This window comes from Oceanibacterium hippocampi, assembly GCF_900172325.1.
GTDB classification, from domain to species: Bacteria; Pseudomonadota; Alphaproteobacteria; order Sneathiellales; family Sneathiellaceae; genus Oceanibacterium; species Oceanibacterium hippocampi.
In genome coordinates this window covers 162,941-186,757 of sequence record NZ_FWFR01000004.1, presented here as the reverse complement: position 1 = coordinate 186,757, position 23,817 = coordinate 162,941, and the positions used below count along the sequence as shown (strand labels likewise).

Here is a 23,817-nt window from a genome sequence, read left to right as displayed (position 1 = left end):
CCGGGTCACGGGATGATCGCCTCGCCGGCGGCATCTCGCCGGTGACCCGACGCGCTGTCATGCACGATGCCATCGCGCGCTCGCGCCGCCCGCCCGAGCATCGCTGCGGCATGAACCGCTGCCCCGACGATGCCGGCCTCGTTCCGCTTCTCCGCCAGGCAGATCTCGCACCTGGCCAGCGACCTCGGCCAGGTGAAGTCCGGCAGATGCCGGCGCACCGCGTCGAGCAGCGGCTCGCCCGCGTTCGACACGCCGCCACCGAGAACGCAGGCCTCGAGGTTGAGGGTGTTGATCAGGATTCCGCAAGCCTGCGCGATCCGCCGGCAGACCGCATCGATCGCCGCCGCCGCCGCGGCCTCGCCGGCTGCGGCGCGGCCGAAGATTTCTTTCGCCGGCAGATCCGATTGCCCACCATAAGCCCGGTTGAGCCCGGGAACCGCGGCGAACGCTTCCAGCGTGCCGGCAATGCCGCTGTAATTCATCGGTCCCTCGGCATCGAGAACCATGGCACCGAATTCCGGCGGCTCGCCACGCGCGCCGATGACCAGCCGCCCGTCGAGCACGAGGCCGCCACCGATCCCGGTGCCGATGGTGAGCATCAGGAAATTCTCGAACGCGCGGCCGGCGCCGAAGAGACGCTCGCCAAGTGTCGCGGCGACGCCGTCATTCTGGGCGAAGGCGGGGAGGCCGAACCGCTGTTCGAGGGCGGCCGGGAGCGAGCGGCCCCGGAGTATCGGGACGTTGTCGGTCCCGTCGAGGGAGATTCCGGTGTCCGGATCGACGTAACCGGGCAGCGCGACGCCGATCGCGCAGACGGGCTCTCCGGCTTCCCGGCGGCAGTCCGTTGCGACCGCGGCCAGGCGATCCACGAAGGTGTCGAAATCCAGACCCGGCTCGAAACGGAGTTCCCGCCGCGCCCGCACGGAACCGTCGATGGCGACAAGGCCGAGCTTGACGGCACTGCCCCCTATGTCGATCCCGAGCACCGGAGCCTTCATTGGCTGTCATCCACCTTGATCGCGAGCCTGCGGGTCAGCCCGGGATAGCGCATGAGGTCCGGCTCACGCCCACGCCGAAGTGCGAGTTCGACCGCCATATACTGGAAAAGGAAGGTCGAGGCGAGCGTGCACCAAGGCGTCGGCAGCGCGTCCGTCGGACCGGCAGCGACCGTCTCGACGGCGATGCCGTGCGGCGCCAGTGCCTCGCGCACCGTCGACGCCTCGGTCCGGCCGACCTCGTCGGCCGCGATCGCCAGAACCAGGCTCCGCTCCGACAATCCATGCAACCGCCCGTGCAATGCCTCTTCGATCGTATAGGCGGCGGTCGGGATACCGGCGATCTCGGCGATCTTCAGCGATCCTTCCAGCGCGGTTCCGAAATCCGCCCCATCGCCCGCTACGAGGATCGTGTCCACCTTGTCGAGTGCGGGGGCAAGCGCCTTCGCGCGCGTCTCGGCAGCGGCAAGCGCCGCCTCGAGGTTCGGGGCTAGTTCCGCCGGGTCGGCGATGTCCGCCCCGAAACGGGCGGCGATCGCCTGCAAGGCGGCGACGGAAGCGACATAGCCCTTGGTCTTGGGGCCGATCGTCTCGTCGCCGGCCGGCATCAGCACGAGCGGCAGGCCAAGCGCCGCCGCCGCGCTTTCGGCATTGGCCGTGAGCACCAGGGTGGCACAGCCCATCGCGGCGGCCCTGCGCGCCACTTCGAGGCTGGTGGCGCTCGCACCGCTCTGGCTCACCACGACAGCCAGCGTCCCGCGCACCGGCACCGTGTCGGGACGGCGAAGGAAATCCTGCGGGCCGACGACCGACACCTCGCCCGCGAAGGCGGCGCGCATCGACGGCAGGGCGACGGTGCCTGCATTGAACGAGGAACCCGATCCGATCAGGAGAACACGGCCGATCGGCCCCGGCGCGTAGGTTTCCAGTGTCCGTGCGGCAGATCTGTAGCTCTCGACGATGGTCGTCGGCTGCTCGGCGATATGTCGGGCAATCTGCATGGCGTCTCCTCTGATCACGATCCGGACGGAATCGCCGGTTCATCCGGTGCAACTCTGACCATCCCGCTGGATACTTCAATCAATTTGATTTAATCATATCGTTCGCGAGCGCAACAGGGGAGTTCCCGGCGGGTCATGACGCGGAGCGGTACCAATCTGGAGCATGCACGGGGCTACAACCGCCGTCTCGTCCTCGAGATCGTTCGCCTGCAGGGGCCGCTCGGGCGGACCGAGATCGCGCGCCGCACCGGACTTTCCGTGCAGGCGATCCACAATATCGTCGGCGATCTGGTCGAGGCCGGTCTGGTGCGGCGCCGCAGGGCGGAAGCGGGCGGCAGAGGGCAACCGGCCGCCGAGATCCTGATCGACCCGGCCGGCGCCTACACCGTCGGCATCTCGTTCGATCATCGCCGGCTGGTCACGGTATTGGTCGATCTGGCCGGCAGCCAGCTCGGCCTCGAGGAGCATTCCCTCGCCCGGCCCGATCCGGAAAGCGTTCTCGGCCTGATCGGGGGATCGGTCGGCCGGCTGGTCCGGGGCTACCCCGTTCAGCGCATCTGGGGTGCAGGGGTCGTCATCCCGGCATTGATCGAACAGGCCCGTCCGGTTTCCTTCGGACCGAGTTCATTGCCCGAATGGGACGGCTTTCCGCTCGCCGAAACACTCGGCCGGCGGATTGGCCTGCCGGTCTACATGGAGAACGACGCGACCGCGGCTGCCGTCGGCGAGCATCTCCACGGCGTTGGTCAACGCCTCCGGGACTTCTTCTATATCTATATCGGCGTCGGCATCGGTGCCGGCCTGATCGTCGGCGGCGAGCCCTATCGCGGCGCTTCGGGCCATGCCGGCGAGTTCGGCCATTTGCCAGTGGTCCCGGATGGCCTGCCCTGCCAGTGCGGCAATCGTGGCTGCCTCGAACGCTATGTCTCGCTGTCGGCAGCGCAGGCCCGGCTGACCGGCGCGCCGGAGGGGTCGGAAGCGGTCGTTCCGGAACGGCTGGCCGAAGCATTCGCCGCCGGCGATCCGACACTTGACGCCTGGATCAGTGACGCGGCGGGCCATCTCCGCCGCGCCGTGACGATGGTGGAGAATCTTTTCGATCCGGAGCGGGTCGTGATCGGCGGCATCCTGCCGGAACCGATCCTCGACGCGCTGCTCGCCCGCATGCGGCCGCTGGCACCATCGGTGCGCGGTCCGCGCGACGACAGCGCGATCCGGCTGTCGAAGGCAGAGGTCGGGCTCGAAACCCCGGCGCTTGGCGCAGCCGCGCTGCCGCTTCACGACGGCCTGACGCCAAGCTTCCGGCTGATCGCCCAGCCGACGCCGTCCGCGCCCGCCGTGCTCCGGGTCTCCTGACTCTCGATCCGGGGACCGACCCGTCAGATCGCCAGATATTCCTGACGCAGTTCGGCGTTATCGAGGACTTCCTGCGCCGTGCCGTCGAAAGCAACCCGCCCGGTATCGAGGATGATCGCCCGGTCGGCAAGGCGGAGCGCGGCGATCGCGTTCTGTTCGACGATCACGGTCGTGATGCCGATCGCCTTGATCTGCTCAAGCGTGCGCTCGATCTCCTGCACGATGACCGGCGCCAGCCCCTCGTAGGGCTCGTCGAGCAACAGCAGCTTGATGTCGCGCGCCAGCGTGCGGCCGATCGCCAGCATCTGCTGCTCGCCGCCCGACAGCGTGGTGCCCTCCTGGTTGCGCCGCTCTCCGAGCCGGGGAAAGAGCTCGTAGATGCGCTCGATCGACCATCCGACCGGCGGCGCGATCTGTGCGAGCTGCAGGTTCTCCGCCACGGTCAGGCCCTGGATGATGCGCCGGTCCTCGGGCACCAGGCCGACGCCCTCGCCCGCCGCCTCGTAGGCTTTCATGGTATGAAGCGGCCTGCCGTCGAGCCAGATCTCGCCCTGCCGGAGTTCCGGCACATCGGTCCGCGCGATGGTCCTGAGGGTCGAGGTCTTGCCGGCGCCGTTCCGGCCCAGGAGGGCAACGATCTCGCCCTCGGCAATATCGAAATCGACGCCTTGTACGATATAGCTCTCGCCGTAATAGGAATGGACGTCCTTGCACGAGAAATAGGCGCTGCCGGCCGGCCGTCGGGCACGCGGATCGACGGCCGCGGAACCCGCCACATCGCTGCTCGCAGTCATGAATGCGTCCCCCCGAGATAGGCTTCCTGGACCTTCGGGTGGCCCTTGATCTTCGCCGGCTCGTCCTCGGCGATGACCGTTCCCTGGGCGAGCACGGTGATCCGCTCGGCCAGGGAGAAGACCACATGCATGTCATGCTCGATGATGACCATCGTCAGGCCGGTCGCCGAGATTTCCTTCAGCAACGCGATCGTCGCGTTGGTGTCGGCGCGCGCCATGCCTGCCGTCGGCTCGTCGAGCAGCAGCAGCTTCGGCTCCTGCACGAGACCCATCGCCAGTTCGAGACGGCGTTTGTCGCCGCGGCTGAGCGTGTTGGCGATCATCCCCGCCTTGTCCGCCATCTTGACGTCGGCGAGCGCGGCCATCGCGCGTTCGCGGATCTTGCTTTCGCCGCGAAGCGGGGCCCAGAGATTCTGCCGGTAAGACCCGTCGCGCTTGGCGAAGGCCGGGATCATGACATTCTCCAGCAGCGACAGGTCGCCGAAGATTTCCGGGGTCTGGAAGACCCGGCTGACGCCGGCCTGGTTGATCTCGTGTGGCTTCAGGCCGATCAGGGAAATCCCGTCGAAATCGACGACGCCGGTATCGGGCGTCAGGCGCCCGACGAAGCAGTTCAGCAGGGTCGACTTGCCGGCCCCGTTCGGCCCGATGATCGCGTGCACAGTCCCCTGGCGCACGTCCAGATTGACGTTGTTCAGGGCCTGCAGGCCGCCGAAATGCATGTTGATGCTGCTGACGTTGAGTATGCCCATGATGTCCCCTCAGGCCGCCGACTTGACGCGGGCGGAGCGTTCTTCCATTCCGCCGCCCGGTGGACGGTTGAACAGGGACAGGATTCGGCGCACGCCCTCGAGCAGACCGCCCGGCAGGAAGATCACGATCAGCATGAACAGCACGCCGAGGGTGAGCTGCCAGCCTTCGCCGACGAAGGTGGAGGCGACAGACACCACCGCTTCCCGCAGTCCGTCCGGCAGGAACGAGAAGACCGCGTTCAGTTCGCTTTCGTTGAAGGCCGAGAAGATATTCTCGAAATACTTGATCGCGCCGGCGCCGATGATCGGTCCGAGCAGTGTTCCGGCGCCCCCCAGGATGGTCATCAGCACGACTTCGCCCGAGGCCGTCCACTGCATCCGTTCCGCCCCGGCCAGCGGGTCGGTGCAGGCGAGCAGGCCGCCGGCGAGCCCGGCATAGATGCCGGAAATCACGAAGGCGGTAAGCGTGTAGGGTCGGGTGTTGACGCCGGTGTAGTTCAGGCGGTTCTGGTTGGACTTGATCGCCTTCAACATCATGCCAAGCGGCGAGCGGAAGATCCGCATGGCGAAGTAGAAGGCCACCAGCAGGATCACGCCGCAGAGATAGTAGCCGGCATTGAAATAGAGCGTCATGCCCAGGAACGAGGTTTCGTAGGTCGAGTTCATCTGCAGCCCGAACAGGTTGGCGAGCGGCAGGTCGCCGCTGGCCAGCGGCGCGTCGAGAATGCGCGGATCATCGAGCAGGAGTTGCAAACCGGTTTCGCCGTTGGTGATCGGTGTCAGCACCGAATAGGCGAGGTTGTAGCTCATCTGGGCGAAGGCGAGCGTGAGGATCGCGAAGTAGATCCCCGACCGCCGGAGCGTGATGAAGCCGATCACCAGCGCGAACAGGCCGGAGATCAGGATCGCGAGGATCAGCGCCGGAATCACGTTCATCGAGAGCAGCTTGAACATCCAGACCGCGGAATAGGAGCCCACGCCGAGGAACGCCGCGTGACCGAAGGACAGATATCCGGTCAGACCGAAGAGGATGTTGAAACCGATTGCGAAGATCCCGTAGATCGCGAATTTCTGCATGAGATCCGGGTAGCCGGCGCCGAATGGCGCGAGGATGATCGGCCCGAACACGATGGCGACGATCATGCCCAGCATCATCAGCATGTCGCCGCGCGGTGAGCTGCTACTGACTGTCATCGGTCAAGTCTCCATCACGCCCTTGCGACCCATCAGGCCACGAGGACGGGTCAACAGGATCACCACCGCCACCAGATAGATGATGATCTGGTCGATGCCGGGAAGCAGGGATTTCACCTCGTTCATCGAGGCGAAGCTTTGCAGGATGCCGAGCAGGAAGCCGGCCGCAACGGCACCGGGAAGGCTGCCCATGCCGCCCACGACAACGACAACGAAGGAGAGGACGAGGAAGTCCATGCCGAGGTGATAATCGGGCGAAAGGATCGGCGTATACATGACCCCGGCAAGCCCGGCGATCGCCGCCGCGGCGCCGAAGGTTATGGTGAAGCGGCGATCGATGTTGATGCCGAGCAGCCCGACCGTCTCGCGGTCGGCCATCCCGGCCCGCACGACCATGCCGAAGGTGGTGTAGCGGAGAAAGGCGAAGACGATGCCGATCACCCCCATGGCGAACAGGAAATAGATGAAGCGCCAGGCGGGATAGACGACATTGCCGGCCTCCAGCCCGATGGCCGCGCCGAAATCGATCATGCCGCGCAGCGCTTCGGGCGCCGGCTGCGGGATCGGGTTGGCGCCGAACCAGGACTTGATGATCTCCTGGAGGACGATCGCAAGGCCGAAGGTGACGAGAATCTGCTCGGCATGCGGGCGCTTGTAGAAATGGCGAATTAGGCCGCGTTCCATCAACACGCCGAACAGCAGCATGAAGGGGATCGCGACCAGGATCGAGACCGGCACGGACCAGTCGATCAGCCAGGTCCCGAAGTCGCCGAACCAGGCCTCCGCATAGGGCGTGCGGATCTCCATCGGCGTGCCCCAGGCGGTCTTTTCAGTCGCCGACAGCGTCACGATGTCGAGCGACAGCAGCCGGTGAACGGTCACCGCGCAGAAGGCGCCCAGCATGAACAGCGCGCCGTGGGCGAAATTGACGACACCGAGCGTGCCGAAAATCAGGGTCAGACCGAGCGCGATCATCGCGTAGGCGCTGCTCTTGTCGAGCCCGTTCAGGATTTGCAGTAGAATTGCGTCCATCAGATCCGCTTCTCGTCACGCGATACGGGACATGGCCGTCCGGACGACGATGCCGGCCGTCCCCGGAGGGGCGGCCGGCAATCGCGTACCGATGACGGTATCAGGCGCCCGAATTGCAGGTGCCAAGTTCGCCGCCGGCGAACATCGGATGGTCCGGGGCATACATGACCTGCTCCGCCGGCACTTCGTCGACCACTTCGAGAAGATCGAACTTCGATTCCGGGTTTTCCTTACCCTTCACGACCAGGACTTTCTTGAAGCACTGGTGATCCTCGGCGCGGTAGAGCGTCGGGCCGTTGCCGAGACCGTCGAATTCGAAGCCCTCGAGGGCCTTGACGATGCCGCAGGGATCGAAGGTCCCGGCGCGCTCGGCGGCATCCGCATAAAGCAGGGCCTGGGCGTAGCAGGTCTGCGCGGCCTGGCTCGGCGGGAAGCCGTACTTCTGGCCGAACGACTTCACGAAAGCCTTCGACGCCTCGTCCTGGAGCGTCCAGTGCCAGTTGGTCGAACCGAAGATGCCCTTCACGGCCTCGCCGGCGCCCTGGGCCATCAGTCGGCTATAGAGCGGCACGACGACCTCGAACTTCTTGCCGTTGACCATCTTGTCGCGCAGGCCGAACTGCACCGCCTGGGTCAGCGAGTTGACCATGTCGCGGCCGTAGTGGTTGAGGATGAGCACGTCGGCGCCGGAATTCAGGACCGGCGTGATGTACTGGGAAAAGTCGCCGGCGCCGAGCGGCGTGCGGACCTTCTTGACGGTGGTCCAGCCGATCGCCTCGGTCGAGGCGGCGATCGATTCTTCCTGCGTCCAGCCCCAGGTGTAGTCGGCCGTCAGGTGATAGGCCTTGCGGTCGGTGCCGTAATTGGCCTTGAGCACCGGCGCGAGCGCCGCACCCGACATGTAGGCGTTGAAGAAGTGGCGGAAGCCGTTCGCCCGCTTGTCCTTGCCTGTGGTGTCGTTGGAATGGGTCAGGCCGGCCATGAAGATGACGCCCATGTCCTGGCAGAGGCTCTGCACGGCGACCGCGACACCCGACGACGAACCGCCGGTCACCATGACCGCGCCGTCCTTCTCGATCATCCGCTTGGCCGAGGCACGCGCCGCGTCCGACTTGGTCTGCGTGTCGCCGGTCACGTAGGCGACCTTCTTGCCGAGCACGCCGTTGCCCTTGAGCGCCTTCGAGGAGAAGGTGTTCAGCAGGCCGCCGTCGCCCTCACCGTTCAGGTGCTCGACCGCGAGCTGATAGGCACGAAGCTCGTCCGCGCCCTCGTCGGCATAGGCGCCGCTCTGCGGCACGTTGAAGCCGAGCGTGACGGTCCCGCCCTTCGGCTCGTTGGTATAGGCATTGGCGCCGCGAATGAAGAAAGCGGGCGCGGCAAGGCCCGCACTCATGGCGACGCTGCTCTTCAGCAGTGTGCGGCGATTGACGGTAAATCGATTCATCGATTCCCTCCCTAATTCCCCGGTTTATGCGTTTGCTGTCGGATCGGAATATCCGACCGGCAATGGGTTCGCTCCATATGCACTGTCGACACATTCGCGCAGGGCGGGTCAAGCACACAATAGCTTATTGATTTAATTCAATAATTTTGTCAATTTATTGCATCGCATTGCAGCAAAGTGTAAAATTTTTACACATCGGGGCGAATTCTCGCTCTGTCTCAAGGGGTTACGCGATGGCGCGGACGATCACCGGGATGATGATCCGGGAACGGCGACGGGAACTCGGCATCAAACAGGTTGAACTGGCCCGCCGGGTCGGCATTTCCGCGTCCTATCTGAACCTCATAGAACGGAACAAGCGGGGCATCGGCGGTGCCCTGCTCGGCGCCATCGGCCGCGAACTGTCGCTGACCGTCGACCAGCTCGACGGGTCGGCGGAACGACGCCTCCGGGCCTCGCTGCTCGAACTGGCCAACGACCCGGAACTCGGCGACCCCGAGATGGACCCGGCGGCGGTCGACGAATTCATTGCCCGTTTCCCGGGCTGGGCGCGCGGCGCGACACGCGCCCACCAGCGCTATGCGGAAGCGGCGGCCGACGCCGAATCGCTCAGCGACCGCCTCGCCCACGACCCGGCGCTCGCCGAGGCGATCCACGAAATGCTGACCGAGATCACCGCGCTCCGCTCGACCGCCGAGATCCTTGCCACGACGGCCGATATCGATCCCGCGCAACGGCACCGGTTCGAATACAACATGATGGACCAGTCGACGCGACTGTCGGTTACCGGCTCTTCGCTGGCCCGGTATTTCGATCGCATCGCCGGGGACCGCCGACGCCGCAATCCGCAGGGCGACGCGGAAGACCTGCTCGACCGACGGGGCGACATCTCGCTTTCACTCGACGCGGCCGCCGAGCGGCTCCGGGCGACCCTGATCGAGGACGGCGGCGATCTCGAGGCAGCGCTCCGCGCTGCCCTGCCCCGCGCGCTCCGGCCGAACATCGATGTCCAGGCGGCCCGCAACGAACGCGTCGCCATGCTGACCAACGCCCTGGTCGCCGAGCGCATGCCGCCGGAAATCGGCGCTATCCTCGATTCCACCGATGCCGCCACCGACAGCCCGATGTACGCCATCGTCCGCAACGAACTGGTCGGGCGCGTCGCCGACGCGATCCGTTTGCCGGCAGCCGGGTTCCTCGAGCTCGGTCGCCGGGTCCACTGGAACTTCGAGGATCTCATCCGCGCCGCCGACGACGACAGCGCGCTGGTCTTCCGGCGCACCGCGGCCCTGTTCGCACGCGGGGCGCCACGTGCCACGCATCTGGTGGTCGACGCGTCGGGCCGGGTACTGCGTCGCCGCGGCGCCCTCGACCTGATGCCCCGGGCCCGGGACATCGACTGCCCGAACTGGCCTGTTCACCATGTCGGGCCGTTCGGCAGCCGGCTGCTGATCACCATCGTGATGCTCTCGGGCAGCGAGCGACGACTGGCGATCGCCGGCAGCCGGCGGCGCGGCATGGCCGCCGACATGCTGATCCTCGATCAGGCGAGTTCGGCCGATACGGTTTACGCCGTCCACTGGCAGGAAACGCCGGCGCCGGTCGGCTCGACTTGCCGTATCTGCATTCACCAGGACTGCGACTCCCGTCGGGAGGCTTCCGTCATCACCCATTGAATGAAGACTTTTCCATTCCTTCGATTCTGGGTTCTAATGCGTTTCGGAATGAGACAAGCGGGCCAGAGAGTCCGCGATTCCGAATGCGATTGAGGGAGGGGCATTGATGCCCGGGCGAGTGCTTATCGTCGAAGACGAGCCCAACATAGTTGAATCGCTGACCTTCCTGCTGTCCCGGGAAGGCTTCGACGTCACGTCGCACGGCAACGGCGTGACGGCCTTCGACGCGCTGCTGGTCGACCCACCCGATGTCCTGGTCCTCGACGTCATGCTGCCGGGACTGAACGGCTTCGACCTGTTGCGACGACTGCGCGGCAATCCGGCACTCGCTTCCCTGCCGGTGCTCATGCTGACCGCGAAGGGACAGAAGCGCGATCGCGAGGTGGCGGAAGCCTGCGGGGCCAACCTGTTCATGATCAAGCCCTTCTCGAACGCCGACGTGGTCGCCGCCGTCAAGCGATTGGCCGGGTGAGAAGGAAAGGCACGCCGCCGGCGCCCGACCCGGGCGAGCAGGCGCTTGCCGCGCGCAGGCTTCGCGAGATCGCCTTCGTCCTGCCCTTTGTCGGGCTGGCACTGATCACCCCGCCAATCATCCATATCTTCGCCGATTCACGGACGGTCTTCGGCATCCCGATCATCATCCTCTATATCTTCGGCGTCTGGGCGGCACTGGTGCTCTCGGCTTTCCGGCTCGCCCGGCGGCTGAGAGAGGAAGGCGACCGTTGACGCACAGCGCCAACCTCATACTCGCCGTCTCGCTGATCTATGTTGCGCTGCTGTTCTGTCTCGCCTGGTTCGTCGACCGGCGGGCAGCGCGAGGGCGCGAACGCTGGCTGCATTCGCCGGTCGTCTACACGCTCTCGCTATCGGTCTATTGCACCGCCTGGACCTTTTACGGCGCGGTCGGATCGGCGGCCCGCAGCGGCCTCGAATTCGCGACCATCTATCTCGGCCCGACCCTGGTCTTCGTCGGCTGGTGGTGGCTGATCCGCAAGATCGTCCGCATTGGCCGAACCCACCGGATCACCTCGATAGCCGACATGATCTCGTCGCGTTACGGCAAGTCGGGCGCGCTCGCGGCGATCGCCACGCTTGTCGCGGTCATGGCCGCAACCCCCTATATCGCCCTGCAACTGCAATCGGTGACGCTGAGCTTCGAGGTCATCATCGGCGGCGGCGCCGAGCATGACGCGCGGATCGCCTTCTGGACGGCGGTCGGCATGGCCGTCTTCACGATCCTCTTCGGCACGCGGACCCTCGACGAGAACGAGCGACACTACGGCGTGGTCGCCGCGATCGCGGCCGAGGCGATCGTCAAGCTGACCGCGCTGATCGCCGTCGGCATGTTCGCGATCTTCGGAATCTCGGGCGGCCTGCCGGAGTCGCTCTCGACCACGCTGACCGCGGCCAATTTCGATGAATCGGTGTTCGGGTCGCGCTGGGTGACGCTGCTCTTCCTGTCGGCAGCGGCCATCATCTGCCTGCCCCGACAGTTCCAGGTGACGGTCGTCGAGAATACCAGCGAACGCCAGCTCGTGACTGCCTCCTGGATGTTTCCGTTCTATCTCCTGCTGACCTCGGCCTTCGTCCTGCCGATCGCCGGCGCGGGCCTGGCGACGATGCCCAGCGACGCCAATCCGGATCTCTTCGTGCTCACGCTGCCGCTGTCGGCGGGAAAGCAGGAACTCGCCATCCTCGCCTTCATCGGCGGCTTCTCCTCGGCGACCTCGATGGTCATCGTCTCGACCATCGCGCTCTCGACCATGGTCTCGAACCACATCATCGCGCCGATCTCGATGTGGCTGCTGTCGCTGCGGCGCGAGGAACAGAGCGGCGACGTGATGCGCGTGCTGCTGATGACCCGGCGCTTCGCCATCGTCGCGGTGCTCGGGCTCGGCTATCTCTATTTCATCCTGACCGGCGGCTCGGGTGCGCTTGCCTCGATCGGCCTGATCGCCTTCTGCGGCGTCGCCCAGTTCCTGCCCAGCCTGATCGCCGGGATATTCTGGCGCGGCGCAACCAAGGCCGGCGCGATGTCGGGCCTGCTGACCGGCTTCGTGCTCTGGACCTACACGCTATTCCTGCCGAGCTTCGACGGCACCTTCATCCTGTCGGCCGAGACCATCCGTGACGGGCTGTTCGGCATCGGGATGCTTCGGCCCCATGCCCTTGCCGGGTTCACCGGCGCCGATCCGCTCGTCCACGCGACCTTCTGGAGCGTCGGCGCGAACGCGGCCGTCCTCATCCTGGTCTCGCTGTTCACCCGGCTGAGCCCGCTCGAGCGGCTGCAGGGGACGCTGTTCGTCGACGTCTTCCGGTCCGAACCGGGCCAGACGCTCGGCGTCGTGCGCCGCTCGGCGGCGACCGAGGACCTGTTCATCCTGGCGCAGCGGATCCTCGGCCGCGATGCCGCCGCCGCGCTGTTCGCCTCGGCCGCGCGCGCCCAGGGCAAGACCAGCGGTCTGCCCGACCCCTCGCCCGCTTTCATTTCGCGGTTCGAACGCGAACTCGCCGGCTCGGTCGGCGCCGCTTCGGCGCATGCCATGGTCAACCGGTCCGCCGGCGGCGAGACCATATCGCTGACCGACCTCATGGATATCGCCGACGAGGCGGCAAAACTGATGCGAACCAGCCAGGCGCTGGCGGCGAAGAGCCGGGAAGCGGAGCATACCGCCGCCCAGCTTCGCGCCGCCAACGAGCGGCTCAGGTCGCTCGACATGCAGAAGGACGAATTCCTCTCGCAGGTCAGCCACGAACTCCGGACGCCCATGACCTCGGTTCGTTCCTTCGCCGAAATCCTCGAACAGAGCCCCGACCTCGATGCCGACACCCGACGGCGCTTCGCGGCGATCATCCAGAAGGAAAGCATCCGGCTGACCAGCCTGCTCGACGAGATCCGCGACATGAGTTTCCTGCACGAGGACGCCGACAGCGTCCCGCTGGACGACATCGATGGCGAGAAGGTGCTTGACGTCGCGGTCGAGGTCGCGCTCGCTGCGTCCGGCGGACGCAGGGTGGCTTTCAACTGGGGGCAACGTGCCGGCCCGGTGCTGGTCAGGGCGCATGCCGACCGGCTGTCGCAGGTCTTCATCAACCTGATCTCCAACGCGATCAAGCACAACAACGGCCCCGATCCCGCCATCCGGATCGACAGCCGGGTCGTCGACGGCGCCTACGAGGTCGCGATCGAGGACAACGGACCGGGCATCCCGGAAGGCCTGCGCGAGCGCGTCTTCGAACGTTTCTTCCGCCATTCCGCGGCGGGAGGCGCGGGCCTCGGGCTGCCGATCTCGCTGCGCATCATGCAGACGTTCGGCGGTTCGATCGGCCTCGAGCCCGGCCGGTCCAGCGGGGCGCGATTCATCATCCGCACGCCGCTCGCGTCGGCCGGCATCCCGCCCCCGGAAAGCCCGTGACCGATCCCGACCTCAGCCGCTTCGTCGAGGCCCAGGCAGCGGTCTTCGACACGGTCATCGCCGAACTCACGGCAGGGCGGAAGCAAAGTCACTGGATGTGGTTCGTCTTCCCCCAGATCGGCGGGCTCGGCCATCGCCCGACCGCGCGCCATTTCGCGATCTCGGACCTCGACCAGGCCCGGCGCTATCTCGCCGACCCGCTGCTCGGCGCCCGGCTGCGTTCCTGCGCCCGGCTGATGCTCCGTCATGCGGGCCGGACGGCCGGCGACATACTCGGCACGCCGGACGACCTGAAACTCCGCTCGTCCGCGACATTGTTTCGCGAGGCGGCCTGTGATCCGGCCGACATCGCGCTCTTCCAGTCGCTGCTGGACGGCTTTTTCGACGGCATGCCGGACAACCGCAGCCTCGAGCGCCTGGCCTGCTGATCGGTCGCCGGGCGGGCCGCGGTCGTCGTTTCGGCCCCAGTGACGGTCGTGGTCTGCCGTTCTTCTAAGCTGCCCCTGCCCACGATTCCGGCATTCGGCACACTTATTGTGCAATGCAATATACTACTTGAATAGTCCCCCTAACCCACTCATATTTCGTGGGTGCAATGCAATAAGCGACCGGCAAATCAGGTGTCGTACCAGGGAGGAAGACAGTCTCTTTGATCGAAGGAGGTCTTCCATGTGGGCAAAGCCCGAGACTCACGAGAATCCCCACGCCGACACCGTCGGTAACTATGAAATCTTCGAGCGGCCGGACCTGAGCGCGGAAAATCTCGCGCATTACATCAGGCTTGGGCAAACCATGCGCTCCCAAGCCATGCGCGATTTCATGACCCGGGTCGGGATGGCGCTCCGGAACCGCTTCGGGCGCAAGCCCGTTCTGGGCGCCGAGGCCCCCGTTCTCTCCGATATCGCCGATCGGCTCGCCGGGCCGCTGACCTCGATCCGCTCGTCCGCCGAGATTCTGCGCGACCATCCGGATATCGCTGCCAGCGAGCGCGGCCGCTTCGTCGACATCGTGCTCGCCGAGGAAGCCCGTATCGAAACCCTGGTCGCTGAATTGCTCGGCAATCCCGGGAACGGCAATGCGCGTCCCTCCGAACGGGCCGCCTGAGAGCCTTCACCGACAAGATATCCCGACCGACCGCCGGATCCCTCCGGCGTCGGACAGTATCGAATGTCAGGAACCGATAATGTCTATCAGTAAACTCGAGCCACGGAATCGCGACGAGATCCGCGATCATCTGCTCCGGCTCGACCTTGCGGATCGCCGGCTGCGCTTCTTCGGCGCCGTGGGCGACGGTTTCATCCGGTCGTTCTGCAATCGGATCGACTGGGGCCGCACGGTGATGATCGGCTATCGATCCGGGAACGTTCTGCGCGGGCTCGCCCAACTCAGCATGGCCGGCGGCACGGAACCCGCGACCGCCGAGTTCGCGGCAAGCGTCGAGAAGCCCTTCCAGAACCGTGGCATAGGCACCGACCTGCTGCGGAAGTCGATCGCGCTCGCGCGGAACCGCTTCATTCGCGATCTCCATATGGCCTGTCTGCCGGAGAACCTGGGCATGCAGCGCATGGCTCAGAAATGCGGCGCTTCTCTCGCGTTCCGGGATCAGGAGATGGCGGGCCGGATTCGTTCGCCCTGGCCGAGTCCCCTGACATTGCTCGAGGAGGCGGAAATCGAGGCCGCAGCGTTCTACCCGGGCGACCAGGACAATTCCCTCGGCACGATCGGGACGGCCGACACGAGGGCCGCGTAACAGGCGGCCCGGCTGGTCGCGGTCGGCCGGAAAGCGGGACAAGGACCTGCGACGATCGGGGCAATTGTCGCGGGACGCCCGATCTGCGACGGTCCGGGAGCGTGAGACGCGGCCCGCTGGCCGCGGCACGCCGACGGCACCTGCGAAACTGCTAGAGGGAACCGGCCCGATGCGTATCGTCCGACGTCTGGAGCAGGATGGCGGCTTCCTGTTTCGCTGGCGGAGCTACCTGCCGCTGGTCATCGTTCCGGTCGGCCTGCCGGCGCTCTACCAGGCGGCGCAGTTCGAGGCACTTTGGGGCGAGCGGGCCGAAGACATCTGGATGCTGGCCTGCATCCTGCTCTCGATCGGCGGCCTTGCCATCCGCTGGCTGACCGTCGGTTTCGTGCCGGCCGGCACTTCCGGGCGGAACACCCATGAGCAGCGCGCCAGCTTTCTCAACACGACCGGACTCTATTCGGTCGTGCGGAACCCGCTCTATCTCGGCAATTTCGTTGTCATTCTCGGTATCGCGCTCGCCACCAAGAGCTGGTGGTTCGTCCTGATCGTGGCGCTTGCCTACTGGCTCTACATCGAGCGCATCATCGCCGCCGAGGAACGCTTCCTCGCCGCGAAATTCGGCGCCGGCTATCTCGACTGGCTGGGCGTGACCCCGGCCTTCCTGCCTGCCTTCCGGCTCTGGAAGCGGCCGGCCGAACGCTTTTCGCTGCGCACCGTCCTGCGTCGGGAATACAACGGCGTGCTGTCGGTCGGCCTTGCCTATTACGGCCTCGAGGCGATCACCGATCTCGCGATCGAAGGCGAATCGCTCCGCACCTGGTTCCAAGAAGACGGGATCTGGAGCTGGTCGCTGGCGGCGGCGCTCATGCTTTTCCTCACATTGCGGACGATCAAGAAGAACACCCGCCTGCTGCATGTCGACGGCCGCTGACGTGTAGGCCTGCGAGGCTCACCCAAAGCAGAACGCCGGGCCCTGCGGGGCCCGGCGCGTCGTTCGGTATTGCGATCGTTCGGTGTGTTACCGGGTCAGGCCTGCGGCTGCGGCTCCGGCCCCGACTGGCTGCCGCCGCCCTGGCGACGGTCGGCCATGAACTGGTCGAACTCCGCCTTGTCCTTGGCCTGGCGCAGGCGCTCGAGGAACGCGAAGAACTCCTTCTGCTCCTCCTCCAGCCGCTGCAGCGTTTCGTTGCGGTATTCGTCGAACGCGCTGTTGCCGGTCGATTCGGCGTGACGGCCGTTCTGCGGGCCATGCCAGCGGCCGCGTGCCCGGCCCATTCCGTTCATTCCGTTCCGTTTCCAGCAACCCATGCGTCCGCTCCATATCAGATAACCGAGGATGGCCAGTCCGACCGGCCAGAAGACGATGAAGCCCAGGACCATCACAGCGATCCAGGCGGGCTTCCCCATGTCGTCGAGTTTTGCAGTGACGTCCATTCGATTTGCCTCATGTCATGTGAATGTTAATGACATTAACATAGGTAAGCAGCGCCATTTCGCCTGTCAAGATCGCCCGAACAGAAAAACGCACTTCCCGATCCGGCTTCCCCGGAATCGGCGCGGGAGGTCAGCCGGCCGCCGCCATCCCGTCGAATCCGAGCCCCTGCAGATAGATCAGGAACTCCGCCTCCAGCAGTTCCTCCGGCGTCATCGGCAGCTTGCGCCGGGCCTCGTCGCCACGGGCGAACAGCGAGGCGATGCCGTGCGACATCGACCAGATATGGAGCGCCATCATCAGCGCCGGCGGCCGCTTCGCCCGGGGCATCGTCTCGGCCAGTGTCTCGGCAGCGGCCCGCACGATGGCGAAAGCCCGGTCGCCGGCCTTGCGCAGTTCCGGGTGGTCCTCCAGCGGCACGCCCACCTCGAACATCGCCGAATAATAGGCCGGCTCGGTCCGCGCGAAGGCGAGATAGGCTTTGCCGAGATTGCCGAAAGCCGTGAAGCTGTCCGGGCGGCCATCGTTCCAGGCGATCGACAGGATGCCTTCGAAGCGTTCGAAGCCCTGGCGGGCGACGTCCGCAAGCAGGGCATCGCGGTCCCGGAAATGGCGGTAAGGCGCGGCCGCGCTGACGCCCGCCGTGCGCGCCGCCTCGGCAAAGGTGAAGCCCGCCGGCCCCTTCGCCGCGATAAGGTCAAGGGCCGCCTGGATCAGCGCCTCGCGCAGATTGCCATGATGATAGCCGCGCCGGCCCGACTTGCCATCTCGTGTCCAACTCATGTGAATAGCTCTTACATCAAGTGCCGCGACCCTGCAGCCCGATTGTTCGCCCAATGGACCGTTGGGAACCGTCCTTTTTCATGCGACGTTGGTTTCCCGGGCCGTGCCATTGCCGGCGCGGAGCACAAACAGGTGGCATCCATGAAGACGGCAGTCGCTTCCGGCCGGCGGAGCCGGTCATGAAACCGTTCGAATGCCGGCAATGCGGCCAGTTACTCTATTTCGGGAATACCCGCTGCGAAAGCTGCGGCCATGTCCTCGGCTTCCAGCCCGAAACGGCCAGACTGGAGACTCTTAACCCCGGCCCGGACGGAGTCTGGCACCCGATCGGCCACCCCGGCGGCACCTATCGCTTCTGCCGGAATGCCGGATACGATGCCTGCAACTGGCTGGTACCGGCAACCGGGGACGAGGTCTTCTGCCGGGCCTGTCGGCTCAACCGCACGATCCCCGACCTCAGCATCGCCAGCAATCTGGCGCTCTGGCAGCGCATAGAGGCGGCCAAGCACCGCCTCGTCTATGGCCTGCTGCGGCTCGGCCTGCCGGTCGTCAGCAAGCTCGAGGACCCGGAACGGGGGGTCGCCTTCGACTTCCTCGCCGACACCGCGCCGACCTTCGCGGAAGGCCCGCAGATCATGACCGGCCACGAGGAAGGCACGATCACGATCAATCTCGCCGAGGCCGACGACGCCGAGCGCGAGCGGATGCGCCAGGAGATGGCCGAACCCTATCGGACCCTGCTCGGCCATTTCCGGCACGAGATCGGCCATCATTACTGGGAACGGCTCGCCCGGCATGGCGGCTGGCTGGACAGTTGTCGCGCCACCTTCGGCGACGAGCGACGTGACTATGCCGAGGCACTGGCGACGCATTACGCCCAGCCGATCGCGAACTGGCAGGAGAATCACGTCAGCAGCTACGCAAGCGCCCACCCGTGGGAGGATTTCGCCGAGACCTGGGCGCATTACATGCACATCGTCGACACCCTCGAAACGGCAAACGGGTTCGGGCTGGGCATTGCGCCGAGGGCGGGCAAGGACCCGACCCTCACGACCCGCATCGACTTCGACGCCTGCCAGGAACGCAGTTTCGACGTCCTGCTCGCGGCCTGGCTACCGCTCACTTACGCCGTCAACAGCCTGAACGAGAGCATGGGGCAGCCCGACCTCTATCCGTTCGTGCTGTCGCCAACAGTGATCGACAAGCTCCGCCTCGTGCATGACATGATCCGCCAGGCGGGCGGCACCCGGTCGGGCGGGTAGCCGGCAACCGGCCAACCGCATGGCCCGCCAGGGATCAGCTCTGACGGCTGAACACCGGTCGGGCGGTCTTGCGTGGCGGCCCCGACGACTTCTTGAGGCGCGGCGGCGGCGGCTTGTCGCCACAACCCGGACAGGTGGCATCGGCCTTGCCCATATCGAAGAACTTCATCCCGCAGCCCGCGCAGGTATGCTTCTCGCCCCTCTCGGCCCGGCTCACGTCCGCATCGCCAGGGCGCGCGCGAAAGACGCCGAGATTGCCGTGAAATGATTCTTGTGGAGCATGGACAACGCTTTCATGAGATGCAGCGAAAACATATTCGCCGCCCCCCATGAAATGGTCATTCCGCCGAATTTTGCAAATAATGCCGATGATCCGTGGCCTCGCCCGACCCGATCCGGAGGACGAAACCGGCTCGGGCAGGCGAGCGATCCACGACCGCCCGGAATGATTTCCCGGACAATGTTCAGCCGATTTGCAGCTTTACTTCGTGATGACACCGCAAGCGATTCGCGGCCCTGCCGCACCGGCGGGATAGGACTTGTAGTCGTCACCGCCTTCATGGATGACGATCGCCGCGCCGTCATCGTCGAACAGCTTGTCATCGATCGCGAGCCAGCTGTTGAAGATCTCGACATTGAGCGTGCCGGCCGATCCGACATGGATATTCGGCATGTCGCCGGCATGGGGACCCGCCGCCGACATCAGGCCATGGGCCGCGCCGGACGGATTGAAATGGCCCCCGGCCGACTTGAAGGGCGGCTCGCACGCACCGACTGCATGGACATGGAAGGCGTGCGTTCCTTCCGGCAACCCGTGCAGATCGGCATGCAGCAGGACGCCGTGCGGCGTCTCCTCCAGCATGACCTGGCCGAGATCGGCGCCCTCGGCGCTCTTCATCGCCACGCTCGCCTTGTCGCCCGGCGCGGCGAAGGCGACGGGCACCGCGACCGCGCAGGCCCCGGCGATCGCGAGCGCGCGGGCCGCGAGCCTGTTCCATGCTGGGTTCGAATGATCGGGCATGTCGTCCTCCGTTTCTGATGCGATGGTATTCCTGCCGTGCAGTACCTGGCCAACGGCCGGGCGACAGCGAGGGTTCCGCGCTCAATGATAACCGTTGTCGCGTCGAACCTTGCCCCGAAAAATCCAGTACGACCAAGCGGTGTAGGTGAGGATCACCGGCAGCAGCGCCAGCGTGCCCGCAAGCAGGAAGCCCTGCGTGCTTTCCGACGAAGCCGCCTCGGTCAGGGTGTAGTGGTGCGGGACGATCATCGGCCAGAGGCTGATGGCGATCCCCGCATACGCGAGCACGAACAGGCCGACCGCGCCGACGAAGGGCCAATGCTCTGATGTCCCGCCGAGCGCCCGCCACACACCGAGCGCCAGCAGCGCGGTCGCCACGGGCACTGGCGAGAGATACAGGATATTCGGCCACGAGAACCAGCGCGCCGCGACCTCGGCGCTGACATGGGGCGTCCAGAGGCTCACCATCGCGATCGCCAGCAGCACGCCGATCAGGCAATAACGTCCCTGCCGGCGGGCGCGCGCCTGAATGGCTCCGGTCGTCTTCATGATCAACCAGCCGGCGCCCAGCAGGCCGTAGCCGGCCATCAGCCCGAACCCCGACAGCACCGAGAAGGGCGTGAGAAAATCCAGGCTGCCGCCGACGAAATGCCGACCCTCGACCTCGAAGCCCTCGATGAAGGTGCCCAGCATCACGCCCTGGGCAAAGCTCGCGAGGATCGAGCCGACGCAGAATCCGTAGTCCCAGAAGCCCCGGTGCGCCTCGTCCTCGACGCGGAATTCAAAGGCAACACCCCGGAAGACGAGTGCGAGCAGCATCAGCAGCATGGGCAAATAGAGCGCCGGAACGATGATCGCGAAGGCCAGCGGGAATGCGGCGAGCAGGCTGAGCCCGCCGAACACCAGCCAGGTTTCGTTGCCGTCCCAGATCGGCGCGATGGAACTCATCAGGACCTCGCGGCTGTCGCGGTCAGGTGCCAGTCCATAGAGCATGCCGACGCCGAGATCGAAGCCGTCCAGCAGCACGTACAGGAAGATCCCGCCGGCCAGAATGACGGTCCAGATGATGACGAAATCGAAGCCGATGCTCATTCGTCACCCTTTTCCGGCAAGGCCGCCGGACCGTCCCGGAGGAATCGCGCCATGACAAGGAAACCGGTTGGAAAGACGACCAGATAGACCGCCATATAGGCGAGAAGCGAGGTCAGCGCCTCGCCGCCGGTCAGTGCCGGCGGCACTGAATCGACGGTCCGCATCAGGCCGTAGACCGTCCATGGCTGGCGCCCGACTTCTGTGGTCGTCCAGCCGGCCAGCACGGCGACGAAGCCGAGCGGGATGAAGCCGATCGCGGCGCGCAGGAACCACGGGCTTTCGTATAGCCGGCCGCGTGCGCGGAGCCACCAGCTCGCGCCGATCAGGACCAGCATCAGGACGCCGATTCCGACCATTATCCTGAAGGCGAAGAAGGGAACCGCGACCGGCGGGCGGTCCTCTTTCGGCCATTCCCTCAGCCCCTTGATCGTGCCGTCGCCACGATGGGTCAGGATCAGGCTGCCGAGCCGGGGAACATCGACGGCATATCGGTTGTTCTCACTCTCCTCGTCCGGAATCGCGAAGAGGGTGAGCGGGAACGCCGCCTCGGTCTCCCAGCGCCCCTCGATCGCCGCGACCTTGGCCGGCTGATGTGCAAGCGTATTGAGACCGTGCAGGTCGCCGAGCAGGATCTGCAGCGGCACCAGAAGGCTCAGCAGCCAGAGCGTCATCGAAAGCATCACCTTGGCATCGTCGCGCGCCCGACCCTTCCGGATCAGCCAGGCAGCGACGCCGGTGACGACGAACCCTGTCGTCACGTAGAACGCCACGACGGTATGGGCGAACCGATAGGGAAAGGACGGATTGAAGACGATCTCGAACCAGTCTGTCGGCAGGAAGCGGCCGTCGACGATCTCGAAACCGGCCGGGGTCTGCATCCAGCTGTTGGCGGCGATGATCCAGAAGGACGAGAACAGCGTGCCGGCGGCGATGATCACCGCCGAGGCGAAATGCACCCATTGCGGCACCAGCTTGCGGCCGAACAGCAGGATTCCGAGGAACGACGCCTCGAGGAAGAATGCGCTCAGCGCCTCGTAGGCGAAGAGCGGGCCCAGCACGTCCGCGGTCGCATCCGCGAAGCGGCTCCAGTTGGTACCGAACTGGAACGGCAGGATGACCCCGGACACCACGCCGATTCCGAAGGCGACGGCAAACACCTTGATCCAGTATGTCGAGATCCGCAGGTAGCGCGCCCGGCCGGTCACCAGGTAGGCGCCTTCCAGCAGCGCGATATAGGAGGCGAGTCCGACGGTCAGCGCCGGCATCAGGATATGCCAGCCGATCAGCCAGGCGAACTGCAGCCGGGAGAGCAGGACCGGGTCGAGTTCCATCAGCCGTCCCCCGAACGCAGCCCGGCGACGCCGGCCGGATCAGCCGGACCGACGATAATCGCCGCCAGCACACGAAGACTTAACCGGTTCCGGCGAAGCTTGCATCGGGTGGCGCCCTTTCGGCAATATGGCATGGTAAACGACGTCATGTCGTCGTCCGGGTGCCGACAGGCAGGCGAAATGCCGCCGCGAAGTACCGTCGTCTTGTGAAGTGTAGTGGTCGCGTGTCGGGATTTTTCATGGGGACAGCAGGGAAATCTGACAACCGGGGGGCCAGGATCTTCCCGCGCTCCCCCGTCGCGTTGATCAACGCGCTGGCGGTCCTGTCGGTTCCATTCTGGGTTGCCGCGCCGATGGTCGCCCTTGCCGCCTCGGACGCGAGCGGCCTCGATCCCCGCGAGGAAACGGCCCTGGTTCGCGCCGCCCGGGAAAACAACGACGTGGCGCTGAACGCCATTGTCATCGCGGCCATCGCCCGCGACATGGACAACGCATCCGACATCATCGCCGACCTCCATCGACTGGCGCCCGCGGAAGCGCCGGACGTGGTCGCCCGGGCCGCGGCGATCTTTCCGGACATCCAGTTGGACATGGCGGCGGACGACGGCGCCCCGACGGCTGCGGATGAAACCGATACGGTCGCCTCCGACAGCGGCCCCACAGAGACGCCGTCCACGCTCTACGGCGAGATGTCAGTCGGCGGCAGCTATCTGTCCGGTGTCTCCAGCGCGGTCAACGGTTCGCTTGCCGGACGGGTCGTCTCGCGAAGCGTGGACTGGACGCATTCGCTGCGCGGCAACTTCGACTATGGCCGCGCGGACGGTACAACGAATACGCGGCGACATGCGGTGCGCGCCCGCTCGCAATACGATTTCTCCGACCGCTTCTACGGCTTCGGAATCGCGACCTATCATGACGACCGTTTCAGCGGATATGACTATCAGGTCACGGAAGGCGGCGGGATCGGCTACCGCCTGTTCGACGGGCCGGATTTCACCTTCGACTTCGAGGCCGGACCGGCGTTGCGGCAGAGCAAGAAGAGCGACGACGGCGATCTCGCCAACGAGTTGCTGGGCCGTCTCGGCATCGCCATCGACTGGGCGATATCCGACAACGCGCAGCTGTCCAACGAAACCAGCCTGTTCGTCGGGCGCAGCGAAGTCACCGTCGTCAGCAGCGGCACCGCCAGCATCGAGGAGCAGGCCCAGGCGCGGAATCTGACCGCCCTCGACCTGCAGGTGGTCGAGGACCTTTCGGCCAGGCTGTCCTACGAATTCCGCTATCTGAGCAACCCGCCGCCCGCCGGCACTGCGACCACGAGCCTTGTCAGCTTCGCGCTCGTGCACGACTTCTGAGCACGAAATCCCGATCCGGGGGCTACCATCGCCGGCCCGCGCCCGTTATGCGTAGACGATGATCGCGTGCGATCCGTCCCGAGCCTTCGGCCGGGGAACGGGCGGGCACGCCGCAAACAGGGAAGCAGGAG

Annotated in this window: 24 protein-coding genes; 11 read left to right on the top strand and 13 right to left on the bottom strand. The window is 65.8% G+C overall.

Annotation, left to right across the window (positions count from 1 at the left end; translation table 11 throughout):
• Positions 1-5: 5 nt before the first annotated feature.
• Together OCH7691_RS19690 and OCH7691_RS19685 are read right to left on the bottom strand one after the other, a co-directional pair.
• A complete protein-coding gene (locus OCH7691_RS19690; RefSeq protein ID WP_085885313.1) occupies positions 6-998 on the bottom strand; it encodes an ROK family protein in 993 nt (330 codons plus the stop codon).
• On the bottom strand, positions 995-1,996 hold the full coding sequence (locus tag OCH7691_RS19685; protein WP_085885312.1) for an SIS domain-containing protein: 1,002 nt from the start codon (positions 1,994-1,996) through the stop codon (positions 995-997). The genes OCH7691_RS19690 and OCH7691_RS19685 overlap by 4 nt, the downstream gene beginning before the upstream one ends.
• Before the next feature lie 135 nt (positions 1,997-2,131).
• Here OCH7691_RS19685 and OCH7691_RS19680 point away from each other — a divergent pair, with 135 nt between their 5' ends.
• Positions 2,132-3,352 carry an ROK family transcriptional regulator gene (locus tag OCH7691_RS19680; RefSeq protein ID WP_085885311.1) on the top strand — a complete coding sequence of 407 codons (1,221 nt, stop codon included), beginning with the start codon at positions 2,132-2,134 and terminating at the stop codon, positions 3,350-3,352.
• Between the two features lie 23 nt (positions 3,353-3,375).
• Here OCH7691_RS19680 and OCH7691_RS19675 read toward each other — a convergent pair whose 3' ends face one another.
• The 5 genes from OCH7691_RS19675 to OCH7691_RS19655 form a co-directional block, all read right to left on the bottom strand.
• On the bottom strand, positions 3,376-4,146 hold the full coding sequence (locus OCH7691_RS19675) for an ABC transporter ATP-binding protein (RefSeq protein WP_085885310.1): 771 nt from the start codon (positions 4,144-4,146) through the stop codon (positions 3,376-3,378).
• Positions 4,143-4,898: an ABC transporter ATP-binding protein gene (locus OCH7691_RS19670; protein ID WP_085885309.1), complete on the bottom strand. Its 756-nt coding sequence runs from the start codon at positions 4,896-4,898 to the stop codon at positions 4,143-4,145. The genes OCH7691_RS19675 and OCH7691_RS19670 overlap by 4 nt, the downstream gene beginning before the upstream one ends.
• 9 nt (positions 4,899-4,907) lie before the next feature.
• Entirely contained in the window at positions 4,908-6,053 is a 1,146-nt protein-coding gene (locus OCH7691_RS19665) for a branched-chain amino acid ABC transporter permease (RefSeq protein ID WP_085885449.1), read from the bottom strand.
• 42 nt (positions 6,054-6,095) lie between these two features.
• Positions 6,096-7,124, bottom strand: coding sequence for a branched-chain amino acid ABC transporter permease (locus tag OCH7691_RS19660; RefSeq protein ID WP_085885308.1), 1,029 nt, complete (start codon positions 7,122-7,124; stop codon positions 6,096-6,098).
• Between the two features lie 100 nt (positions 7,125-7,224).
• Positions 7,225-8,568 carry a substrate-binding protein gene (locus tag OCH7691_RS19655; RefSeq protein WP_085885307.1) on the bottom strand — a complete coding sequence of 448 codons (1,344 nt, stop codon included), beginning with the start codon at positions 8,566-8,568 and terminating at the stop codon, positions 7,225-7,227.
• Positions 8,569-8,801: 233 nt separating this feature from the next.
• On the opposite strand from OCH7691_RS19655, the gene OCH7691_RS19650 reads away from it, so the two are divergent.
• From OCH7691_RS19650 to OCH7691_RS19615, 8 genes are all read left to right on the top strand, one after another.
• Complete coding sequence (locus tag OCH7691_RS19650) at positions 8,802-10,244, top strand: XRE family transcriptional regulator (RefSeq protein ID WP_085885306.1); 1,443 nt, start codon at positions 8,802-8,804, stop codon at positions 10,242-10,244.
• 106 nt (positions 10,245-10,350) lie between these two features.
• Entirely contained in the window at positions 10,351-10,716 is a 366-nt protein-coding gene (locus OCH7691_RS19645; RefSeq protein WP_085885305.1) for a response regulator transcription factor, read from the top strand.
• Positions 10,713-10,970 (top strand): hypothetical protein, encoded by a 258-nt coding sequence (locus tag OCH7691_RS19640; RefSeq protein ID WP_085885304.1) that lies wholly within the window; start codon positions 10,713-10,715, stop codon positions 10,968-10,970. The genes OCH7691_RS19645 and OCH7691_RS19640 overlap by 4 nt, the downstream gene beginning before the upstream one ends.
• The gene (locus OCH7691_RS19635) at positions 10,967-13,660 is read left to right on the top strand and encodes a sensor histidine kinase (protein WP_085885303.1); all 2,694 of its coding nucleotides are present in this window, start codon (positions 10,967-10,969) and stop codon (positions 13,658-13,660) included. The genes OCH7691_RS19640 and OCH7691_RS19635 overlap by 4 nt, the downstream gene beginning before the upstream one ends.
• Positions 13,657-14,088: a DUF1810 domain-containing protein gene (locus tag OCH7691_RS19630; protein WP_085885302.1), complete on the top strand. Its 432-nt coding sequence runs from the start codon at positions 13,657-13,659 to the stop codon at positions 14,086-14,088. Before OCH7691_RS19635 ends, OCH7691_RS19630 begins: the two co-directional genes overlap by 4 nt.
• Before the next feature lie 241 nt (positions 14,089-14,329).
• A complete protein-coding gene (locus tag OCH7691_RS19625; protein ID WP_085885301.1) occupies positions 14,330-14,764 on the top strand; it encodes a histidine kinase dimerization/phospho-acceptor domain-containing protein in 435 nt (144 codons plus the stop codon).
• A gap of 79 nt (positions 14,765-14,843) precedes the next feature.
• On the top strand, positions 14,844-15,410 hold the full coding sequence (locus OCH7691_RS19620) for a GNAT family N-acetyltransferase (protein WP_176245172.1): 567 nt from the start codon (positions 14,844-14,846) through the stop codon (positions 15,408-15,410).
• 169 nt (positions 15,411-15,579) lie between these two features.
• Positions 15,580-16,341: a methyltransferase family protein gene (locus OCH7691_RS19615; protein WP_085885299.1), complete on the top strand. Its 762-nt coding sequence runs from the start codon at positions 15,580-15,582 to the stop codon at positions 16,339-16,341.
• A 95-nt stretch (positions 16,342-16,436) separates the two neighbouring features.
• On the opposite strand, the gene OCH7691_RS19610 is transcribed toward OCH7691_RS19615, so the two are convergent.
• Both OCH7691_RS19610 and OCH7691_RS19605 read right to left on the bottom strand, forming a co-directional pair.
• Complete coding sequence (locus OCH7691_RS19610) at positions 16,437-16,844, bottom strand: DUF2852 domain-containing protein (protein ID WP_085885298.1); 408 nt, start codon at positions 16,842-16,844, stop codon at positions 16,437-16,439.
• A 130-nt stretch (positions 16,845-16,974) separates the two neighbouring features.
• The gene (locus OCH7691_RS19605) at positions 16,975-17,625 is read right to left on the bottom strand and encodes a TetR/AcrR family transcriptional regulator (RefSeq protein ID WP_085885297.1); all 651 of its coding nucleotides are present in this window, start codon (positions 17,623-17,625) and stop codon (positions 16,975-16,977) included.
• A gap of 179 nt (positions 17,626-17,804) precedes the next feature.
• On the opposite strand from OCH7691_RS19605, the gene OCH7691_RS19600 reads away from it, so the two are divergent.
• Positions 17,805-18,887, top strand: a complete 1,083-nt coding sequence (locus tag OCH7691_RS19600; RefSeq protein ID WP_085885296.1) for a zinc-binding metallopeptidase family protein — start codon at positions 17,805-17,807, stop codon at positions 18,885-18,887.
• A 34-nt stretch (positions 18,888-18,921) separates the two neighbouring features.
• Here OCH7691_RS19600 and OCH7691_RS19595 read toward each other — a convergent pair whose 3' ends face one another.
• From OCH7691_RS19595 to OCH7691_RS19580, 4 genes are all read right to left on the bottom strand, one after another.
• Positions 18,922-19,218: an FYDLN acid domain-containing protein gene (locus OCH7691_RS19595; protein WP_085885295.1), complete on the bottom strand. Its 297-nt coding sequence runs from the start codon at positions 19,216-19,218 to the stop codon at positions 18,922-18,924.
• Between the two features lie 150 nt (positions 19,219-19,368).
• Positions 19,369-19,908 carry a superoxide dismutase family protein gene (locus OCH7691_RS19590; RefSeq protein WP_085885294.1) on the bottom strand — a complete coding sequence of 180 codons (540 nt, stop codon included), beginning with the start codon at positions 19,906-19,908 and terminating at the stop codon, positions 19,369-19,371.
• An 81-nt stretch (positions 19,909-19,989) separates the two neighbouring features.
• Positions 19,990-20,994: a cytochrome d ubiquinol oxidase subunit II gene (cydB, locus tag OCH7691_RS19585; protein WP_085885448.1), complete on the bottom strand. Its 1,005-nt coding sequence runs from the start codon at positions 20,992-20,994 to the stop codon at positions 19,990-19,992.
• A 2-nt stretch (positions 20,995-20,996) separates the two neighbouring features.
• Positions 20,997-22,331, bottom strand: a complete 1,335-nt coding sequence (locus OCH7691_RS19580; RefSeq protein WP_085885293.1) for a cytochrome ubiquinol oxidase subunit I — start codon at positions 22,329-22,331, stop codon at positions 20,997-20,999.
• Positions 22,332-22,570: 239 nt separating this feature from the next.
• Here OCH7691_RS19580 and OCH7691_RS19575 point away from each other — a divergent pair, with 239 nt between their 5' ends.
• Positions 22,571-23,686: a DUF481 domain-containing protein gene (locus OCH7691_RS19575; RefSeq protein WP_085885292.1), complete on the top strand. Its 1,116-nt coding sequence runs from the start codon at positions 22,571-22,573 to the stop codon at positions 23,684-23,686.
• Positions 23,687-23,817: the final 131 nt, after the last annotated feature.

Excerpts from the sequence above, each read along its gene's own strand:
- OCH7691_RS19690 (WP_085885313.1), bottom strand. The coding sequence starts at position 998 with ATGAAGGCTCCGGTGCTCGGGATCGACATAGGGGGCAGTGCCGTCAAG.
- OCH7691_RS19685 (WP_085885312.1), bottom strand. The coding sequence starts at position 1,996 with ATGCAGATTGCCCGACATATCGCCGAGCAGCCGACGACCATCGTCGAG.
- OCH7691_RS19680 (WP_085885311.1), top strand. The coding sequence starts at position 2,132 with ATGACGCGGAGCGGTACCAATCTGGAGCATGCACGGGGCTACAACCGC.
- OCH7691_RS19675 (WP_085885310.1), bottom strand. The coding sequence starts at position 4,146 with ATGACTGCGAGCAGCGATGTGGCGGGTTCCGCGGCCGTCGATCCGCGT.
- OCH7691_RS19670 (WP_085885309.1), bottom strand. The coding sequence starts at position 4,898 with ATGGGCATACTCAACGTCAGCAGCATCAACATGCATTTCGGCGGCCTG.
- OCH7691_RS19665 (WP_085885449.1), bottom strand. The coding sequence starts at position 6,053 with ATGATGCTGGGCATGATCGTCGCCATCGTGTTCGGGCCGATCATCCTC.
- OCH7691_RS19660 (WP_085885308.1), bottom strand. The coding sequence starts at position 7,124 with ATGGACGCAATTCTACTGCAAATCCTGAACGGGCTCGACAAGAGCAGC.
- OCH7691_RS19655 (WP_085885307.1), bottom strand. The coding sequence starts at position 8,568 with ATGAATCGATTTACCGTCAATCGCCGCACACTGCTGAAGAGCAGCGTC.
- OCH7691_RS19650 (WP_085885306.1), top strand. The coding sequence starts at position 8,802 with ATGGCGCGGACGATCACCGGGATGATGATCCGGGAACGGCGACGGGAA.
- OCH7691_RS19645 (WP_085885305.1), top strand. The coding sequence starts at position 10,351 with ATGCCCGGGCGAGTGCTTATCGTCGAAGACGAGCCCAACATAGTTGAA.
- OCH7691_RS19625 (WP_085885301.1), top strand. The coding sequence starts at position 14,330 with ATGTGGGCAAAGCCCGAGACTCACGAGAATCCCCACGCCGACACCGTC.
- OCH7691_RS19620 (WP_176245172.1), top strand. The coding sequence starts at position 14,844 with ATGTCTATCAGTAAACTCGAGCCACGGAATCGCGACGAGATCCGCGAT.
- OCH7691_RS19615 (WP_085885299.1), top strand. The coding sequence starts at position 15,580 with ATGCGTATCGTCCGACGTCTGGAGCAGGATGGCGGCTTCCTGTTTCGC.
- OCH7691_RS19610 (WP_085885298.1), bottom strand. The coding sequence starts at position 16,844 with ATGGACGTCACTGCAAAACTCGACGACATGGGGAAGCCCGCCTGGATC.
- OCH7691_RS19605 (WP_085885297.1), bottom strand. The coding sequence starts at position 17,625 with ATGAGTTGGACACGAGATGGCAAGTCGGGCCGGCGCGGCTATCATCAT.
- OCH7691_RS19600 (WP_085885296.1), top strand. The coding sequence starts at position 17,805 with ATGAAACCGTTCGAATGCCGGCAATGCGGCCAGTTACTCTATTTCGGG.
- OCH7691_RS19595 (WP_085885295.1), bottom strand. The coding sequence starts at position 19,218 with ATGGGGGGCGGCGAATATGTTTTCGCTGCATCTCATGAAAGCGTTGTC.
- OCH7691_RS19590 (WP_085885294.1), bottom strand. The coding sequence starts at position 19,908 with ATGCCCGATCATTCGAACCCAGCATGGAACAGGCTCGCGGCCCGCGCG.
- OCH7691_RS19580 (WP_085885293.1), bottom strand. The coding sequence starts at position 22,331 with ATGGAACTCGACCCGGTCCTGCTCTCCCGGCTGCAGTTCGCCTGGCTG.
- OCH7691_RS19575 (WP_085885292.1), top strand. The coding sequence starts at position 22,571 with ATGGGGACAGCAGGGAAATCTGACAACCGGGGGGCCAGGATCTTCCCG.